At 37.3% G+C, this 19561-nt stretch carries 13 protein-coding genes; all 13 read left to right on the plus strand.

The window, feature by feature from the left end; genetic code table 11:
* Positions 1-202: 202 nt before the first annotated feature.
* Entirely contained in the window at positions 203-1834 is a 1632-nt protein-coding gene (locus DW721_RS01315) for a glycoside hydrolase family 43 protein (protein ID WP_243035919.1), read from the plus strand.
* Positions 1835-1854: 20 nt separating this feature from the next.
* Positions 1855-2100, plus strand: coding sequence for a hypothetical protein (locus DW721_RS01320; protein ID WP_022014451.1), 246 nt, complete (start codon positions 1855-1857; stop codon positions 2098-2100).
* 504 nt (positions 2101-2604) lie between these two features.
* Positions 2605-5631 carry an extracellular solute-binding protein gene (locus tag DW721_RS01325; RefSeq protein WP_243020683.1) on the plus strand — a complete coding sequence of 1009 codons (3027 nt, stop codon included), beginning with the start codon at positions 2605-2607 and terminating at the stop codon, positions 5629-5631.
* Between the two features lie 25 nt (positions 5632-5656).
* On the plus strand, positions 5657-6610 hold the full coding sequence (locus DW721_RS01330) for a sugar ABC transporter permease (protein ID WP_022014449.1): 954 nt from the start codon (positions 5657-5659) through the stop codon (positions 6608-6610).
* Positions 6611-6628: 18 nt separating this feature from the next.
* Positions 6629-7498, plus strand: coding sequence for a carbohydrate ABC transporter permease (locus tag DW721_RS01335; protein WP_055944080.1), 870 nt, complete (start codon positions 6629-6631; stop codon positions 7496-7498).
* A gap of 32 nt (positions 7499-7530) precedes the next feature.
* Positions 7531-9594 (plus strand): YIP1 family protein, encoded by a 2064-nt coding sequence (locus DW721_RS01340; protein WP_118500315.1) that lies wholly within the window; start codon positions 7531-7533, stop codon positions 9592-9594.
* The gene (locus DW721_RS01345) at positions 9587-11986 is read left to right on the plus strand and encodes a DUF5696 domain-containing protein (RefSeq protein ID WP_118744552.1); all 2400 of its coding nucleotides are present in this window, start codon (positions 9587-9589) and stop codon (positions 11984-11986) included. The genes DW721_RS01340 and DW721_RS01345 overlap by 8 nt, the downstream gene beginning before the upstream one ends.
* On the plus strand, positions 11983-13035 hold the full coding sequence (locus tag DW721_RS01350; protein WP_243035920.1) for a sugar ABC transporter permease: 1053 nt from the start codon (positions 11983-11985) through the stop codon (positions 13033-13035). Before DW721_RS01345 ends, DW721_RS01350 begins: the two co-directional genes overlap by 4 nt.
* Complete coding sequence (locus DW721_RS01355; protein ID WP_118744553.1) at positions 13004-13996, plus strand: carbohydrate ABC transporter permease; 993 nt, start codon at positions 13004-13006, stop codon at positions 13994-13996. Before DW721_RS01350 ends, DW721_RS01355 begins: the two co-directional genes overlap by 32 nt.
* 525 nt (positions 13997-14521) lie before the next feature.
* The gene (locus tag DW721_RS01360; RefSeq protein WP_118744554.1) at positions 14522-16090 is read left to right on the plus strand and encodes an ABC transporter substrate-binding protein; all 1569 of its coding nucleotides are present in this window, start codon (positions 14522-14524) and stop codon (positions 16088-16090) included.
* 392 nt (positions 16091-16482) lie between these two features.
* Positions 16483-17439, plus strand: coding sequence for a glycoside hydrolase family 43 protein (locus DW721_RS01365; RefSeq protein WP_022014442.1), 957 nt, complete (start codon positions 16483-16485; stop codon positions 17437-17439).
* 12 nt (positions 17440-17451) lie between these two features.
* Positions 17452-18957 carry an alpha-N-arabinofuranosidase gene (locus DW721_RS01370; protein WP_118744555.1) on the plus strand — a complete coding sequence of 502 codons (1506 nt, stop codon included), beginning with the start codon at positions 17452-17454 and terminating at the stop codon, positions 18955-18957.
* Positions 18958-19034: 77 nt separating this feature from the next.
* Positions 19035-19277: a DUF6171 family protein gene (locus DW721_RS01375; protein WP_022014440.1), complete on the plus strand. Its 243-nt coding sequence runs from the start codon at positions 19035-19037 to the stop codon at positions 19275-19277.
* Positions 19278-19561: the final 284 nt, after the last annotated feature.

Consider the following 19561-nt stretch of genomic DNA (forward strand, 5'->3'; position numbering starts at 1 on the left):
TTGTGTTCATTTACATTTTTCACTTGCTTTTCAGTCAGATGTTTGTTATATTTAACTATATAAAAGTGTAAATTATTTTAAGTTTTTGTCAAATATAACAATTATCCACGGATGACAGTACAGAAGTGGAAAAGAAAAAGATGAAAAACTAAAATATGCAGAAAAGGTACACGATTTTGGAGATTTTTTATCGGAGGTAAGTATGAGAAATTTAAGTAAAAAGCTTGTGAGCTTAGGTACTTGCATAGCTATATGCAGTACCGCAATATTGGCAGGTGGCTGCAGCAGTTCAAAAAATTCATCGACATCAAACGGAGGAAAGATTGATATGAAAGCACTTGAAAAAGAGGAAAAAGAATTAAAGCCTGATTATACGGTGAAATATGACGGCATAAAAAAGGCATCCATAGATGCAGGTGTAAGTGTCCATGATCCTTCTATATTAAAGGTTGATGATACATATTATATTTATGGCTCACATATGTCTACTGCAAAGTCAACTGATCTTAGAAACTGGACAAGTATCGGTGACGGATACACAATGGATAATCCGGTATATAAAAACCTGTTGGCAAATGAGAAAGCATTTAAGTATTCAGGTGGAGCGTTCAGTGCTATTCCTACTGATGACAACGGAACTCATGTATGGGCACCTGATGTTGTATATAATAAGAAGCTAAAGAAATATTTCATGTATTATTGCACATCATCAACATGGAATGCATCAAATCTGTGCTATGGAACTTCTGATTCTCCGGAGGGACCGTTTGAGTGGAAAGGTGCTCTTATCTATTCGGGATTTACTTCGGATACTCTTAAGGACACGGATGTCTGTGATTATGTGACTGAAGATTATGCAAAGAAACATTACATAACAAGTAACGGTGGTGACTTTGAGGAATACAATTATAATGAGTGTCCTAATGCCATCGACCCTACTACATTTTATGATGAGGACGGAAAGATGTGGATGGTCTACGGCTCATGGTCAGGCGGTATCTTCCTGCTTGAGATTGATGAGAATACGGGAAAGGTCATTCATCCTAAAGCTGATGAGAAAAATAATGTTGACGCATATTTCGGAAAGAGACTTATCGGCGGCGGTCATGTAGCGATAGAGGGACCGTGGATTGAGTATGATAAAGAAGCCGGTTATTATTATCTGTTTGTATCGTATGGTTCACTTACAAGTGACGGCGGTTATCAGATAAGAGCTTTCCGCTCAAAGAAAGTTGACGGACCTTATGTGGATATGAAAGGAAATACACCAAAGCCGGACTCAGGTGATGAATCATTTTTTGGTCTTAAACTTTCAGGAAACTATATGCTCCCTAGTCTTGAAAAGGCATATAAGGCAACGGGTCATAACTCAGCACTTATAGATAGTGACGGAAAGAGATATATCGTAAACCATACGAGATTTGATGATGGAACAGAGGCTCATGAGCCGAGAGTGCATCAGTATCTTCTTAATGAAGACGGATGGCCATGTATGCTGCCTTATGCGACAGACGGCGAGACGGTTTCTGAAAAAGGTTATGATAATGAAAAGATTATCGGAGATTATTATGTTGTAGACCAGGACACAACGGTAGACGGTGAGATAGCAAAGCCGTTTAAACTTATCTTTACTGATAAGGGCAGTGTGTTTGGAAAAGACATAAAAGGGATATGGACTGTTAAGGATGGTACATACTATGTTACGATAAAGTATGACGACGAAGAGTTTAAAGGCGTGTTCTGTGATATGAAAGATGAGGCAGGCACAAAGTGTATGACATTCTCAGCGGTAGGAAAGAATAAGAGCCTTTGGGGAGTAAAGTATTATAAATAGAAGCAACGGAGGAAAGGCAGATGGCAAAGAAAATTGATGCAAAGTTGAAACGACAGATAATAGATGTGAGTAAGAGCGTGGCTGCGTGGGTGTTTGTGACAGCGGCATCTTTTGGCTATTGGCTTGTGGTGCTTCTGATTGCTTCGCTTGTGCTTCTCAATGTATGGCATGTAACATTTGACTCCATACTAAAATATTCATTTGTACTTATGATAATAACTTCGGTGGTTTATCTCGGATTTCAGATTAAGAAATGGGTGAGATGACAGTAGAGGGTTTATGTTATGGCTTAACTGTTACAATTAATGAATTTAAAATTCCGGATGAGATATATCCGGAATTTTTTTGGCGGTAAACAAATTTGGCATATAATGAAAATGCGTTTTAAAATATCAGAATATATATTTTTTTTCACGATTTTTTATAATAAAAATTATTTTTAGTATAAAAAAGTTTATTGAAATTTTATGATTGAGATAATTGTAAAATAAATCAAATTTTGTTTAGTTGTTTCTAAATGTTTTATTTTAGGACAAATTTAGAAATTGTATTGTGCAAGGTGTATTAAGAATGGTACTGTTGTCAAGTGGGTTTTATGTGCATATTGCTAAAAAGTGGCTGAAATTTGTTATCAAGGTGAAAGAAATATACAACAATTTGACTATAGTTGGCATTGACTTTTGTTCAAAATCATAGTATTATAAAATAAACTAAAGTAATTTATGAAAATATAAAAATACTTAAGCAAGAAACAATTTAAGGAGGAAGTTATGCGGCACAAAAAAATTGGAGGTAAGTTTAAAAAGACAGTTGCTGTCGGACTTATCGTGTCAATGGCACTTGGGTCTGCAACTCTCAGAAGTTTTGCGAAAGATGTAAGTGACGATAGTACATCAGGCTCAAAAACTGAAAGTTCGGATTCAGACAGTAAGTCATCAGTGACATCTGAAGAGTATTCCAGTGAGAGAATATCAACGATTTATACAAATATCAGCAAAAAATATAAATTGTCTGATTATACCGGTGAAGCGGTTTCGATACCGGTAGACAGTTCTGTTACGGGAAACAGCAAAAGTTATCTTACTACTAAAGTTAAAGGCTATGAAAAAAATAATAAAGTTCTTGATCTGACAAGTGGTAAAAAAGTAACACTTGATTTTGAGGTTCCGGAGGACGGTCTTTATTATATGAATTTTGATTATCTTTCATATGATGAATCAATACTTCCGGTTTCAATGAAGATGAAGGTAGACGGAGATTATCCGTTTTACGAATGTCGAAGTCTTGAGTTTGAGACAACCTGGAAATTAGGTGATGAACCGTCATATGACAGATATGATAATGAAGCGGTTACAATTCCAAATAAGCAGATACAGTGGGAAAGCAAATATCTGATGGATTCAAGTTATCGCCATTCAGATCCGCTTAAAGTTCAGCTTACAAAAGGAAAACATTCCATTGAACTTAGTGTTGACGAAGGAAACTTCCTTTTAGGAAATATCTCCCTTGAGGCACCTGTAACTGTTGAAGAATATAAAGGTTCTTCTGACAAAGCAGATGGAAAAGAACTTATTACGATTCAGGGTGAAGATTATACGACAACAAATGATTCAGCTATTCACGGCGTTGCCGAGTATGATACAAGTGTTGATCCATATCAGGCTAAAGATACGGTATTAAATACGCTTGATTCTGATTCATTCAGTACGGCAGGTCGGAAAGTAACATATGAATTTGAAGTTAAGACAGCCGGAAATTATAAGATTGCAGCAAACTATCGTCAGTCAGAAAAAACAGACTTCCCTGTATTCTGTGATGTTGCAATCGATGGAAAAGTTCCAAACAGTGCATTTAAAGATTACAGCATGGCTTATACTACAAAGTATAAAACAGCTACCATGCAGGATTCAAAAGGTGAGGATTTAAGTGTACATCTCGAAGCAGGAAAACATACGATTTCTTATACCATAAGCATGAATCCTATTTCATACATTATGGAAGAGATTGATGAAGTAATGTCAGATGTAAATGACCTTGCACTTGAGATTACAAAGGTTGCCGGTACAAATGCTGATAAGTATCGTGACCTCAAGCTTTCAAAGTATATTCCAAATCTGGAAAAGACACTTTACAGTTATTCAGACAGACTTACAAAGCTTGAAAAGAGTGCTGTTAAGTGGAGCGACAGTGACAAGAATGTAGCTGTTATGTCGTCACTCATTATTGCAGCAAAGCAGTTGAAGAGTCTTGCAGACAGTCCTGATTCGATTCCATATCGTATAGACGAGTTGTCAACAAGCTCAAACTCAGTAAACCATTATCTTGCAACAACGATTGATAACCTTATTGCAAACGATCTTGCAATAGACAGGATTTACATTTATCAGGATGGAGCAAAACTTCCATCGAAGCCGGGATTTTTTAAGTCTTGTGCGATGAATGTTTCAAGATTTGTGGCATCATTTACTGACCAGGCTTACTCAACAAAGAATACAAACAGCGATCATATACAGGTCTGGGTAAACCGTTCAAGCCAGTATGTGCAGATTATGCAGAAAATGATTGATGAAAAGTTCACACCAAAGACGGGAATCAATGTTGATATAAGTATCATGCCTGACCAGTACAAACTTGTACTTTCAAATTCATCGGGAAATGCACCTGATGTTGCGACAGGTATCAACTACACGATTCCTTATGAGCTTGGTATCAGAGGTGCACTTGTCAATATGGCACAGTATGATGATTTTAAAGAATCGACAGATGGTTATGAGCCGGGATTCTTTATGACAGGTTCAATAAATGATGGTATTTATTCAATGCCGGAGACAATGAACTTCTGGGTATTGTTCTACAGGACAGATGTTCTTGAAAAACTTAATCTTGAAATTCCGAAGACTATGGATGATGTAATAGATATGCTTCCAAAACTTCAGATGAGAGGTTTAAATTTCTATTATCCGACAGCAGGTATGACGCTCATGAGAAACTTCCATGGTACTACACCTCTTATCGTGCAGAATGGTGGTTCACTCTATGCTAAGACGGCAGCCAACGGCACGGCAATCGGAAATGAGAAGTCGGTAAACGGATTTACAAAACTTACGGATTTGTTTACTGTTTATAATATGCCTGTCAATGTTGATAACTTCTATCAGCATTTCAGAAATGGTGATATGCCTATCGGAATTGCGGATTATGCAACATTTAATATGCTTACAAATGCAGCTCCTGAACTTTCAAGTTCTTGGAAAGTTGCACTTATCCCAGGTACTCAGAAATCAGACGGAACTATTGACCGTTCAGTCTGTGGATGTGCTGAGAGCAGTGTTATCTTTAAGAGCAATTCTGAGAGACAGAAAAAGGCATGGGAATTTGTTAAATGGTGGTCTTCAACAGAGACACAGGCAGAGTTTGGACAGACTATTCAGATTACATATGGTGGTGAATATATCTGGCCTACGGCAAATACAAAAGCGTTTGCACAGCTTCCTATAAATTCTGATACAAAGAAGATTGTTGAAGAGACAGCAAAGAATGTTAAGGACGTTGCGAGAGTTCCGGGTACATATCTCCTCGAACGAGAGATGAGTAATACATTTAATGATATTGCCGTAAACGGTGATAACGAGCAGACGCGTATAGACAAAGCGGTTAAGACCGTAAACCACGAGTTTGAAAGAAAACTTGAGGAATTCGGATATAGTGACAGTGATGGCAAAGTAATAAAAGATTATAAAATTCCAACTTATGAATCTGTAGAGAAACTGCTTGGCAGAACAGATGATGACGAATAATATAATCGGAGGGATGAGAAAGAATATGGCTAACGAAAATAAAGAAAAATTAGTTAGAAAGCCCGGTAAGAAGAAAACCGGCATTAGAAAAAGAGAAAATTCAAACACAAACGGTTATCTCTTTATGCTGCCATATGCTCTTATGTTTGTGGTATTCATATTACTTCCGACAGTATTAGCGGTTGTACTTTCATTCACAAACTTTAATGCGATTCAGTTCCCAAAATTTGTAGGATTTTTGAATTACATTACACTTATTACAAGTGATGAAGTATTTATGCAGTATGTATTGCCAAATACCGTATTGTATGCGGTTGTTGTAGGTATCGGAGGATATATTTTATCCTTCGTGCTTGCATGGGCACTTTGTAACCTTACAAAAGTTCCAAGAACTATATTTGCCCTTATCTTATACTCACCGAGTATGACAGCAGGTGTTGCGATGACAGTTCTCTGGAAGGTTATCTTCTCAGGTGACCAGACAGGTCTTTTGAATGCATGGCTTATGAACCTCGGTCTTATAGACGAACCTATCATATGGCTTGTAAATACAAAATACCTTTTACCTATAGTTATTATCATAGGTCTTTGGTCTTCAATGGGTGTAGGTTTCCTCTCAATGATAGCAGGTATCTTAAACTCAAATGAAGAACTTTATGAAGCAGCAGCTATTGATGGAATCAAGAATCGTTTCCAGGAAATGATATACATAACAATTCCTCAGATGAAACCTCAGATGTTGTTCGCAGCGGTTATGGCAATCGTAAATGCGTTCCAGAATGGTCTTATATCTACACAGCTTACCGGTAATCCGTCACCCGGATATGCGGCACAGCTTATTGTAAACCATATAGAAGATTACGGTTTCTTAAGATACGAGATGGGTTATGCGGCAGCAGTTTCAGTTGTATTGTTATTAATCGTTCAGATATTCTCGAAAGCGGCAAATGCACTTTTGACGGAAAAAGACGATTTTTAAAAGAGGAGGAAAAAAGAAATGGCATATAAAGGCAAGAGAATTAATCCTCAAAAGTTTGAAAGAGGACAGATTAAGATTATCGCCATATTATTACCTCTCGTAATATTCATGGCACTACCAATCGTGTTTATTGCAAACCATGCGTTTAAGCCGATGGATGAGTTGTTTGCATTCCCGCCTACATTCTTTGTAAGAAATGCAACACTTGAAAACTTCACAAAGCTGATAAAGTTCAGCCGTACGGCAGGTGTTCCACTCAGCCGTTATGTATTTAACAGTTTACTGGTTACGGGACTGACAGTAGGATTGTCACTTCTGTTTACAACATTTGCGGCATTTGCTCTTGCAAAGTTAAAATTCAAGGGCAGACAGCTTATGATGAATATAAACCAGCTTGCTCTTATGTTTGTTGCAACAGCAGTTCTTATTCCAAGATACCTTGTTATCTGTAAAGTAGGACTTATCGACAGCATATGGGCACATATCTTACCATTGCTTGCTTATCCGGTAGCTCTTTTCCTTGTTAAGCAGTTCGTGGAGCAGGTTCCTGACTCACTTATCGAAGCAGCTTACATTGATGGTGCAACAGACTGGACGGTTTACAGAAAAATTATTATTCCGATGATAAAACCGGCTATTGCAACAGCAGCAATCCTTGTTTTCCAGCAGGTATGGGTAAACATGGAAACATCAAACTACTATGTAAATGATGACAGTATGAAAACATTGACTTTCTATATGAACTCACTTGTCAATGTAAATAACACAGTCTCCGGTCAGGGTATGGCGGCGGCAGCCTCACTTATATTGTTTGTTCCTAACCTCGTGTTATTTATCATACTTCAGAACAATGTCATGAATACAATGGCACATTCAGGTATCAAGTAAATGAAGCTAGAGGAGGAGAAGGAACAGACATTATGAAAAAGAATAAAAATTTATTTAAGATTGTTTCTGTATTGCTCTTGGCATTCGTAATAACGCTGTCAACAGGATTAAATTCCGTAAGTGTTTCTGCAAACACACCATATCGTACATATACAAATGACGGTTATGGACGGACGATGGAAACACAGACAGCGTACCTTGCACAAAAGACACTCATAAAATTCGGCAATGAATTTATGAGCAATCCAAGTGATATGTACATAACTTCTGACGGCACGATATATGTTGCTGACACAGGTCATGGGCGTATCCTGGTTGGTACAGCAGACGGAAAGTTATTAAACATTATCGGTAAAGGAAAGTTAAAAACACCAATGGGTGTATTTGTAACTTCCGACAAAAAAATTTATGTGGCTGATAAAGATGGAAAAGCGGTTTTTGTTTTTGATCAGAACGGAAAAGTTTTAAACAAGTACACAAAGCCGGATAGTCCGCTTTATGGTGAGGGACTTGACTTCCTGCCGCAGAAGATAGTTGTAAATGATGCAGGTGTTATGTATATCGTATGTCAGTCAAATACAAACGGTATCGTCGAGATTTCGCCGGAAGAAGGCGGAACATTCCTTGGATACTTTGGTACAAACTATGCATCAGTGAGTCTTCAGACTATTATCTATCGCGCTATTCTTACTGATGAGCAGAGAGCAAAGATGGTAAGTAATATGCCATCAACACCTGATAACCTTTCGATAGATACGAAAGGACTTATCTACACGGTAACGCGTGGTGATGAGAATATGTCTCTTAAAAGACTTAACATCGCAGGTACAAACCTTATAAAAGGCGGTGTGAGTGATTATGATGAATCACCGGCGGCAGTTACAACAGGTAACCATGATAACATCTATGTTGCATCATCACAGGGTTACATCTACGAGTACAACAAACAGGGTGAACTTCTCTATGTATTCGGTGGTACTGATGATGGTACGCAGAGAGTTGGTCTTTCAACGCAGGTTACAAGTATTCAGGTAGATTCTAAAGACAATATATATGTACTTGATTCTGATAAAAAACAGATTCAGGTTTATGAGCCATCAGAATTTACACAGCTTTTGCATAAGGCACTTTACCTTTATTCAAAAGGTCATTATACGGAAAGTAAGAAACCATTGCAGCAGGTTCTTCAGATGAACAGTATGTTTGATTATGCAAACAAGGCTATGGGTCGTGCATACTTCCAGGAAGAAAATTACGACATGGCACTTAAATATGCAAGACTTGCAAAAGATTATGAAGGATATTCAGATGCTTTCTGGGAAATACGAAATGAGTGGCTTAAAGATAATATTGTAGCAGCACTTGTGATAATAGTTGCATTGTGGGCAGCATTTAAGATTGTGAAATCTCTTGATAAAAAGAAGGGTATTCTCGCAAAACCTAAAGCAGCTATTGCAAACTTCAAGCAAAAGACATTTGTCGCTAATGTATGCTATTCAAAATATTTTATGAAACATCCTATTGATGGTTCATACGGAATCGCAAGAGAGGGTAGGGCATCATGGTCTGCACCGTCATTTATACTTCTTGTATTTATGATAGAGTATGTAATCAACAAATATCTCTGCGGTTTCTTACAGAAAACAGTAAGAGAAGGAAGATATGAGATTTTCTCAGATATTGGAAAGATTGTCATTGTAATGGCAGCCATTACATTATGTAACTATCTTGTATGTACTATAAATGAAGGTGAAGGTACGATAAAGAAGATTTATACATACTTCTGCTATTCACTTCTTCCATATGTAGTATATATACCATTTAGTTTCATATTGACACATATACTTACAACTAATGAGCAGTTCCTTATCACACTTCTTCAGTATGTAATTTACGGATGGGTAATTGTACTTGTGATACTTGGCATAAAAGAAGTAAATAATTACACGGCAAAGGAAACAGCCAAGGTTATCTGTATAACAATATTTACAATTTTGATTATGGCACTCCTCATATTCATAATTTATGTATTATGGGCTCAGGTATTTGAGTTTATCAGTGCCGTATTTGGAGAGGTGGTGTACCGATTTGGCTAAGAATAAGAAAAAAATCATAGCAATAGTTAGTGCATTGGCACTTTTAGTCGCAGCGGTACCGGTTATGTCACAGGCGACCGGTGTTGATTCTGACAATGATGCAACAAGCACATCAGATGCAACAAGCACATCAGATGCAACAAGCACATCAGATGCAACAAGCACATCAGATGCGACAAGTTCAACGGATGCCTCTTCACAAAAGAAAGAAGAGGAGAATACAAACAAGATTAAAAGTGACGGTGAAGTTGTTCAGGATGGTGCCGTAGGTAAGGTTGACAAGTCAAAATGGATAACACTTAAAGATTACAAACTTGTAGCCGAGAACGACACATACAAAATGTTTTTATATGAGCCTCGTCTTTCAATAATGCTTCAGAATAAGAAGACAGGAAAAATCATGGAGTCTACACTTAGCGATGAGAAGGATGATGGAAACAGTAACAGCGTATGGAACGGTTATATGAAATCAGGTATTGTTATCAATGCCATCAAAGACGCAAAGAATACATATCAGGTTGATCTTATAAATAACCAGAATACGATAAATGTAAACAAAGAGTCAGACGGATTTACGGCAGATATTTATTTTGATGAATATCAGTTTGGACTTTCAGTAAATGTAAAACTTGACGGTGAAGATGTAGTAGTATCTGTTCCGGATAAATCTATCAAAGAAGATGCAGATGGTATCTATATTTCAACAGTAAGTCTCTTCCCTCTCATGGGATACACATATCTTGATGACGAAGAAGGATATATGCTTATTCCTGATGGAAACGGAGCACTTATCAATCTTGACAATAAAGAGGGAAGATATACAACGGGATTTTCCCAGAACATTTACGGAAGTGATGCCGGATTTGATGATTCTGAAGTAAAGACTTATCTCTGGGATAAGATTGATATGGTAGAAGATGCAAATGAAGTCACCGCACCAATCTTTGGCATGGCTCATACAAAACAGCAGCTTGGATATATCGCAGTAGTAGAAAGCGGTGACAAGCGTGCGAGCATTGAGGCTCATCCAAACGGAGTTATGGTAAATTATAACCGTTGTTTTGCAAAATTTAAGTTGAGAGATATTTATGTTCAGCCTCTTAACAATTCAAATTCAGGTACGGTTACAAAAGCAGAAGAAAAACGCACTCACATGGATATGACAGTAAGATATATGATGCTTTCAGGTGATGACGCAAACTATTCTGCAATGGCAGCAAAGTACCGCAATTATCTTCTCGACAATGGTCTTGTCACAAAGAAAGACGACTCATACAACACAAGAGTTGATTTCCTTGGAACAGACAGAGAAGAATTTCTTGTAGGGACAAGGGCTGTCACAATGACAACAACAGAAAACATCTCTGACATATTTGGAGAGTTAAAGAAAAACGGAGTTGCAAGTCTTATATCAATGTATAAGGGATGGCAGAAAGGCGGTCTTTATAATGTGCCCGTCACAAAGTATAAAGCTGACAGACATATTGGCGGAACAGGTAAGCTTACAAAACTTATAAAAGATTCCGCAAAAGACAATTATCAGTTGTATCTTTACAATGATGCATTAAGACTTAACCCGTCAACAAACAAGCTTACATATGATATGATAAAGCAGGTCAACAAGAGAACATTTAAAGAGGAAGAAAAGAAAGAAGTATATGATACTTTCTATTATCTTACTCCATCAAAAGCCAACGAAGACCTTAGTGAGTTAGTTTCTTCATATACGGATGACGGAGTGAAGAATCTTGCAATAGCAGGACTTAGTAATACAATCTTTTCTTATAGCCTTAAAGGGAAGTTCTATACAAGAAATGACACTGCAAATGACAATATAAAGCTTATCGGCGATGTAGCAAAGAAAACAAATCTTGTACTTGAACAGCCAGTATCTTACCTTTGGAAAGATACAAATGCATTTCTTGATATGCCTCTTGGCTCATCAGATTATATGTATGTTGATGAGGAGATACCTTTCCTTTCAATGGTACTTAAGGGAATTATTCCAATGTATTCAAATTATGTAAACTTTGAAGCAAATAAACAGGAATTCCTTTTACAGATGGTTGAAGCCGGTGTTTATCCGTCATTCTATGTGACATATGAAAATTCATCAGACCTTATATATACGAACTCGTCAGATCTTTACAGTACGGAGTACAAGACATATAAGGACACTATCGTTAAGTATGATAAGGATTTAAGAAAACTTAATGAGGTTACAAAGGGTTCGGTTATTAAGAAACATGAGAAACTTAACAATGGAGTTACAGTAGTAACTTACGACAATGGCACAAAGATCTATGTAAACTATACAAGCGTTTCAAGAACGGTAGATGGTGTAAAGGTCGGGGCTATGTCATATTCGTATAAGGCAGGTGAGACTGAATGAGTGAAGAAATGAAGAAGAAAAAGAAAATGACAAAAGAAGAGAAAGAGCAGTTAAAGCAGTTAAAGAAAAGTGCTAAACCCGGAAAACTTGCTAAGAGAGATGCGATTACCGGTGTACTGTTTATATCGCCATGGATAGTCGGTGCGATTTTATTCTTAGCTTACCCATTGATCACATCGTTCAGGTATGCATTAAATAATATCAGCATCACACCACTTGGTATGAATTTTAACTTTGTAGGTTACGGGAACTTTACACAGATACTCTTATCAGAGTCGGATTTTGTTACAAATCTTATAGACTATGTGGTATCAACTGTTATATCAGTACCTATTATAGTCGTGTTCGCACTTATTATATCTATGATGCTTAATCAAAAGATAAAAGGTAAGGGATTCTTCAGACTTATCTTTTTCCTTCCGGTTATCATCGTAAGTGGTCCTATCCTTGGGATGTTAAATGCCCAGGGAGCAGGAAGTATCACATCTATCGATACACAGGCAATAACAGAGGCAATAAAAGGATTTCTGCCTGCTGCACTTGCAACACCTATCTCGGAACTTTTTGAGAATATGGTAACAATACTCTGGTATTCAGGTGTGCAGATACTTATATTCCTCTCAGCATTACAGAAGATTGACAGATCAATGTATGAAGCTGCAAAAATCGATGGTGGTTCAGGATGGGAGTGTTTCTGGAAGATAACACTTCCAAATATCAAGCCAATGATACTTTTAAATATTGTATATACCATAGTATTTATTTCAAACAACGATCAGAACTCGATTATAGGACTGATAAAAACAGCAATGTTCTCAGGAACGGAAGAAAAGGGTTATGGATATGCATCAGCGATGGCGTGGTTGTATTCAGTGGTAGTTCTCCTTATTGTAGGTCTGTTCTCACTTGTATTCTTAGCTAAGAAAGATGTATATGAGAAACAGGTTAAGAGAGCAAAGAAAGCCCACAAGAAAGAACAGCGTCAGCTTAAGAAGATAGAAAGGAGGAGCGCAAGAAATGCCAAGAAGAACGCAAAAGCAGCAGCCTAGTACGGCAGTTGTATCAACACAGCCAAAATTTACAAAAGAAAAGTTACGCAAATTCCTTTTAGGCTCCAAAGAGAAAGAAGGATTCTTAAAGGTATTTGTTATATATGCACTCCTCATATGTATCGGATTTATATATATTTATCCTATTCTTTATATGGTGAGCCAGAGTTTCATGACACTTGATGACCTGCTTGATTCTTCAATCAACTGGATACCGTCAAAGTTAAATTTAGACAATTATAAACAGGCAGCTCAGAGTATGGATTTCTGGAAGTCTTTCGGACAGAGTATAATAATTGCCGGTGTACCTACACTTTGTAATCTTCTTTCGTGTTCTGTAATCGGATACGGACTTGCCCGTTTCGAGTTCCCTGGAAAGAAAGTTGTACTTGGAATCATCCTCTTTACATTTATTCTTCCAAGTCAGATTACAATGATACCTACATATGTACTTTATTCTAACATGGGTATTCTTGGAACAATCTGGTCATTTGTACTTCCGGCACTCCTCGGAATGGGTATAAATGCACCGATATTTATATTGATATTCTGGCAGTTCTTCAGACAGGTGCCAAAGGTACTTATCGAAGCTGCACAGATTGATGGAGCAGGATATCTTAAGTCATTCTTTAAAATATCACTTCCATCTGCATCACCTGCTATCATTACAGTATCACTTTTCTCATTTGTATGGTACTGGAATGAGTCATACCTTACACAGATGTATGTATCAGGTGTTACGACAAAATCGGGCTGGTCATCACTTGTTATCAAGCTCGGTGACTTCGCAGCAAACTACTCAGATTATGCACAGACTGCAACAACAGCCGTAACAAGTATAAATGAGTCGATAAACATGGCGGGTACAATGCTCAGCATACTCCCATTGCTTGTAATGTATTTCGTTCTCCAGAGATACTTCGTAGAGAGTATTGATAGAACAGGTATTACAGGAGAATAAAGAGTTAAATTGTATAACAATTTAACTCTGCAAAAAAACCATATATGAAAGTTTTTTTGCTAAGATTAAGCAAGAAGTAACGTGATTTAACTTCGCAAAGCAGAGTAGTTACATGAATTTGCTCGGATTAAGCAAGAAGTAACATGATTTAGCTTTGAGAAGAGTATTTCTAAGGCTGCAAAGAACGCAGCCCAAGAGGTACTAACTTCGCACAGGAGTAGTTACACGAATTTGCTCGGATTAAGTAGAAAGTAACAGTTCAGCCTTTCATTTTTGAAATGAAAGGCTGTTTTGTCAATTATCTTTTTATAGATGAACTGTTACTTTAAAACAAAAAATCATTAATGGTAAGTTTTGCATTGGTGATTTTTTGTGTTTTTTGTGAATAAAAATGTATAAATTGTAAATGACTTCATAAAAAGTTAAAATATTTCACAAAAAACTATAGCATTTGTGAAAAAAGTGTGATATAATATACAACATAAAATGAACTAAAAAGTTATCTAAATATTAAGGAGGAAAACTATGAGGAAAAAACTTATGGCACTTCTGCTCGCCGCATCTATGGTAGTAGGTATGACAGCTTGTGGAAGTAATGGCGGTTCCGTTTCAAAAAATAGTGCAAAGGATGTTTCCGGAAAATATGATGAAACAACTATTGATGGAATCAAGTATAAGAAAGCAAAGGATATTACAAGTGATAAGATTGAGCTTACATATTATCACTTTGATCAGGATGAAACAGTTAAGTATCTTGCAAAGCGTTTCATGAAGATTTATCCAAATATTAAGGTAAATGTTAAATATCAGAATGTTGCTAAGTACAATGATTCATTACTTACAATGGTATCAAATAAGGAAGCACCTGATGTAATTATGTTCTCAGATGCAGATTTTGCACTTAATAACAGACTTGTGATGGATATTTCATCATATTGGAATTCTGATCCTGAGACAAAGGAAGTTGCATCAACAGTTAATGACTGCGGACTTGGATGTTACGGAACAGAAAAGAGATATGCAGTACCTGTTAAATTCTTCCCTGGTGTTATGTATGTTGACAGAAATGTATTATCAACACTTAATGTTAAAGCACCTTCAAGAAACTGGACATGGGATGACATGATTAAGCTTATCAAGGATACTACAGTTAAGAAGTCATCAGATGGTATGGCTTATTATGGATGTGGTTACTACAACAGACTTGATTCATACTATGGAATTGCTGCTAAGCAGACAGTTCAGGGTGAGTTCGGTTTTGACGGAACACAGTTTGACCTTACAGCATGGGCTAAAGGTGAGCAGCAGTTTGCAGAACTTAAACAGGGTGGATATATCGCACCTCAGACACAGACACTTGACATGGAAAGCTGGATGGGTGACTTCGATGCATGGTGTGGAGCTTCAAGCCATGTAGCACTCTTTACAGAAGCATTCTGGACATATCAGGGAACATGGGCTACAAAAGCATTCCAGAAATATAACCTTGATATCGTACCTTATGTAATTCCTGCAGTAAGTAAGGAAGATGCTTCAAAAGACCATCATTCAATCGCAACTATCGACTTTGGTGGTGTTACAACATCTTGTAAGTATCCTCGTGAAGCATATGAGCTTCTTAAGTTCATGAGTTTTGGCCAGGATGGATGGAAGACAAGAATTGAGCTTTACAATGATGAGAGCCAGAAGAACTCTAAGGGTCTTGCACTTAAATATGATGTTATGCCTGCACCTATCACAACAAATTCAGACATCTGGAATGATTATATCAAGATGTATTGCAAGGGTATGGATGATGAGCATGTTAAACTTTGGAAAGAATACTTTGCAAGTTGTATGCAGCCTATCCCATACGGATGGACAAGTATCGCAGGATATTGGAACTATTGTAATGAGTACTTCAACAAGATTGATATTCATAACAAAGTTGACAGCGGAGAAAAGAAAGCTGCTGATTATATAGACGAAGCAACAAGAAAAGCTAACTGGTATCATGCAAAAGCAATGCTTAAATACTTCGGAAAGAGCGGTTATAATGTTCTTTCAGATGCTGACATCGCTAAGTATGAGAAGATGGAAAAAGCTAATAAATAATTAAGTTTTTTGAATTTAAAGCGAATATAAAAAAGAGGAGATTCCGAAAGGTTTCTCCTCTTTTTTATGTTATAGGAAAATGTTCGTAAAGTAGTGGGGCACCAGGAGCAAAATGCTGTTTGTGCTCTTTTCTATATAAAAATAATAAAATATTTGTATCTAAAAAGATATAAATTTATGTAACAGTTCTACCATAAAAAGATAATCAATAATACAATGAGCAAGCTCAAGTATTGTCAATTATTTTTTATGGCTGAACTGTTACAAATTTATTAAAAAAATAACAAAAACGGTTGTCAAATCGTATAATTTAAGGTATAATTTAATTGATATTAAAATACTTTAGTAAAAGGTAAAATTAAAAATAAAAATAAAGGAAAAGGAGAAAACAAATGGCAGAAAACAAAGAACTTAAGTACAATGAACCGTGGATATTGCAGAGAGCAGATCCATTTGTATGCAAAAAGGATGGCTGGTATTATTTTACGGCATCTATTCCAAGTTATGACTGTATCGCACTCAGACGCTCAAAAACTCTTGACGGTCTTAAAGATGCGGAGGAAGTTGTAGTATGGAAAAAGCATGAGAGTGGAATTATGAGCAAACATATATGGGCTCCGGAGCTTCATTATCTTTTCGGAAAGTGGTATATCTATTTTGCGGCAGGAGAAGCAGAAAATATTTGGAATATTCGTCCATATGTGCTTGAGTGTCAGGGTGATGATCCTATAAATGATGAATGGATAGAGAGAGGAAAAATGCAAAGAGCAGATGATGATATATTCTCATTTGAAGCATTTTCACTTGATGCTACTATCTTTGAAAACAAAGGAAAATATTATTATGTATGGGCTGAAAAAGTAAGCGTAGGTCCACAGATTTCTAATCTTTACATTGCTGAGATGGAGTCGGGATATAAGCTTAAGACGGTTCAGGTACTTCTTACAACACCTGATTATGACTGGGAGCGTCATGGTTTCTGGGTAAATGAGGGACCGGCAGTCATCAAGCATGACGGAAAGATTTTCCTTACATATTCAGCAAGTGACACAGGTATAAATTATTGTATGGGTATGCTTACGGCTGATGAAAATTCAGATGTACTCGATCCATTATCATGGAAGAAAGAGAGATACCCGGTTCTCAAGACCAATGAAGAACTTGAGATATACGGACCGGGACATAACTCATTTACAGTAGATGAGGACGGAAACGATGTTATGGTATATCATGCAAGAAAAGAAGCTGAGATAGAGGGAGATCCTCTTTACAATCCTAACAGACACGCAATGCTTATGAAGCTTCGCTGGGACGAGGATGGAAGACCAGTATTTTCTTACAAAGACTGATGGAGGAGCAATATGGCAAAACTTGTAATTAATGAAAACAAAGAATTAAGTACGATCGAACCTGAAATTTACGGTCATTTTTCAGAGCACCTCGGAAGATGTATCTATGAGGGAATTTATGTAGGAGAAAATTCTGACATACCTAATGTAAACGGTATGCGTACAGATGTAGTTGAGGCATTAAAGGAACTTAAAGTGCCAATGCTTCGCTGGCCCGGCGGATGCTTTGCGGATGAGTATCATTGGAAAGATGGTATCGGACCAAAAGAGACGAGAAAGAAAATGATAAATACCCACTGGGGCGGGGTTGTTGAGGACAACAGCTTCGGAACACATGAGTTTATGGAACTTTGCCGTCAGTTAGGCTGCAAGACTTATGTAAATGGAAATCTCGGAAGCGGAACGGTACAGGAAATGTCAGAATGGGTTGAATATATGACATTTAACGGTATATCACCTATGGCAGATCTCAGAAAAGAGAATGGACATGAGGAGCCGTGGAATGTTGATTTCTTTGGTGTCGGCAATGAAAACTGGGGCTGTGGCGGAAATATGACTCCTGAGTTTTATGCAAATGAGTACCGCCGTTATCAGACATATGTTAGAAACTATGACCCTGAAAAACCTGTAAAGAAAGTCTGCTGTGGTGCAAATGTCGATGATTATTTCTGGACTGAGGGTGTTATGAAGACCTGTTTCAGCCATGCAGAGTGGGCACATGGATTTATGGATTATCTCTCACTTCATTATTATGTGCATCCGGAAGGATGGGAGATAAAGGGAAGTTCAACGGACTTTGACGGTGATGTATGGTATAAGACGCTTAACAAGGCACTTCATATGGATGAGCTTATAACAAGACATGGAACTATCATGGATAAGTATGACCCTGAGAAAAAAGTAGGAATGTGTGTTGATGAGTGGGGGGCATGGTACACTTGTGAGCCTGGAACAAATCCGGGATTTTTGTATCAGCAGAATACTGTAAGGGATGCCCTTATCGCAGGAATTACGCTTAATATATTTAATAAGCACAGTGACAGGGTAAAGATAGCAGCACTTGCACAGATGGTAAATGTACTCCAGTCAGTGCTTCTTACAGAGGGCGACAAGATGATAAATACACCTACATATCATGTAATGCATATGTATAGACATCATCAGGGAGCAAAACTTCTTGAGAGCAGTGTGACAGGAATAGACGAGATTGGTCCTGAAGAGTGGAAGGTGCCAAAAGTAACAGAGTCAGTATCAAAAGATAAAGACGGAGTTATCACTATCACACTCAACAACCTCTCAATAGAAGCGGCAGAGGAAGTGGAGATACAGCTTTCAAACGGTGAGTACAAAGTGGCAGAGTCACGCATAGTAACAAACAGTGATATGCATGCTCACAATACATTTGAAGCACCTGAGGAAGTAGTAGAAAAAGACTTTGCTGATTATGAAGTTAAAAACGGAAATATCGTAGCAAAGCTTCCGGCAAATTCGGTAGTAGAGATAAGAGTACAGAAATAAATTAAAAATAAACGAAATCAGGTCATGCCTCGCAGTAAACTGTGGGGCATGACTTGACTTATATAATGAGGGTTATTATGGCACATATATGTAAAAAATGTTTTCTTCGTGAAATGGCAGAAGAAGATGCAAAAATGATAGAAAAATATAAAAAAGGTATAAAAGAAACAGACCGTGTATCAGAGAAAAAATACGAGGAGAGGCTGGCTGTCTGCAAAGAATGTGATCTGCTTAATGCTGGGACTTGTGGTGCTTGCGGATGTTATGTAGAGCTTAGGGCTGCGGCGAAAGTGGGGAGATGTCCGCATAAATTTTGGTAGGGGACTTTTTCTTGGGGGAGTGACGACAAACAGGACTTATATATGTTTTTAGGCGGCACGCTTGCGCTATAACAAACACGCAGCTAACGCACCTAAATACGGTGCGCAAGTGCCGGCGAGTTTGAAATGCCGCTTGCTAAACATATATAAGTCCTGTTTATCTGTACATCGAGGTATGTAAAAGAAAAAATCAGAAAAAGGTAATTATTTTACATATAAAGACCTCAACAAAGTAATAACGATAGTAATATACGAAAATTCAATCACAATCTGTAAATCGGAGA

This window comes from Clostridium sp. AM27-31LB (genome assembly GCF_003480745.1).
Taxonomy (GTDB): Bacteria; Bacillota; Clostridia; order Lachnospirales; family Lachnospiraceae; genus Butyribacter; species Butyribacter intestini.

What these genes read in the sequence shown, in the direction of transcription:
- DW721_RS01370 (WP_118744555.1), top strand. Translation starts at nt 17,452, where the DNA reads ATGGCAAAACTTGTAATTAATGAAAACAAAGAATTAAGTACGATCGAA.
- DW721_RS01320 (WP_022014451.1), top strand. Translation starts at nt 1,855, where the DNA reads ATGGCAAAGAAAATTGATGCAAAGTTGAAACGACAGATAATAGATGTG.
- DW721_RS01350 (WP_243035920.1), top strand. Translation starts at nt 11,983, where the DNA reads ATGAGTGAAGAAATGAAGAAGAAAAAGAAAATGACAAAAGAAGAGAAA.
- DW721_RS01315 (WP_243035919.1), top strand. Translation starts at nt 203, where the DNA reads ATGAGAAATTTAAGTAAAAAGCTTGTGAGCTTAGGTACTTGCATAGCT.
- DW721_RS01375 (WP_022014440.1), top strand. Translation starts at nt 19,035, where the DNA reads ATGGCACATATATGTAAAAAATGTTTTCTTCGTGAAATGGCAGAAGAA.
- DW721_RS01325 (WP_243020683.1), top strand. Translation starts at nt 2,605, where the DNA reads ATGCGGCACAAAAAAATTGGAGGTAAGTTTAAAAAGACAGTTGCTGTC.
- DW721_RS01330 (WP_022014449.1), top strand. Translation starts at nt 5,657, where the DNA reads ATGGCTAACGAAAATAAAGAAAAATTAGTTAGAAAGCCCGGTAAGAAG.
- DW721_RS01340 (WP_118500315.1), top strand. Translation starts at nt 7,531, where the DNA reads ATGAAAAAGAATAAAAATTTATTTAAGATTGTTTCTGTATTGCTCTTG.
- DW721_RS01365 (WP_022014442.1), top strand. Translation starts at nt 16,483, where the DNA reads ATGGCAGAAAACAAAGAACTTAAGTACAATGAACCGTGGATATTGCAG.
- DW721_RS01360 (WP_118744554.1), top strand. Translation starts at nt 14,522, where the DNA reads ATGAGGAAAAAACTTATGGCACTTCTGCTCGCCGCATCTATGGTAGTA.
- DW721_RS01355 (WP_118744553.1), top strand. Translation starts at nt 13,004, where the DNA reads ATGCCAAGAAGAACGCAAAAGCAGCAGCCTAGTACGGCAGTTGTATCA.
- DW721_RS01335 (WP_055944080.1), top strand. Translation starts at nt 6,629, where the DNA reads ATGGCATATAAAGGCAAGAGAATTAATCCTCAAAAGTTTGAAAGAGGA.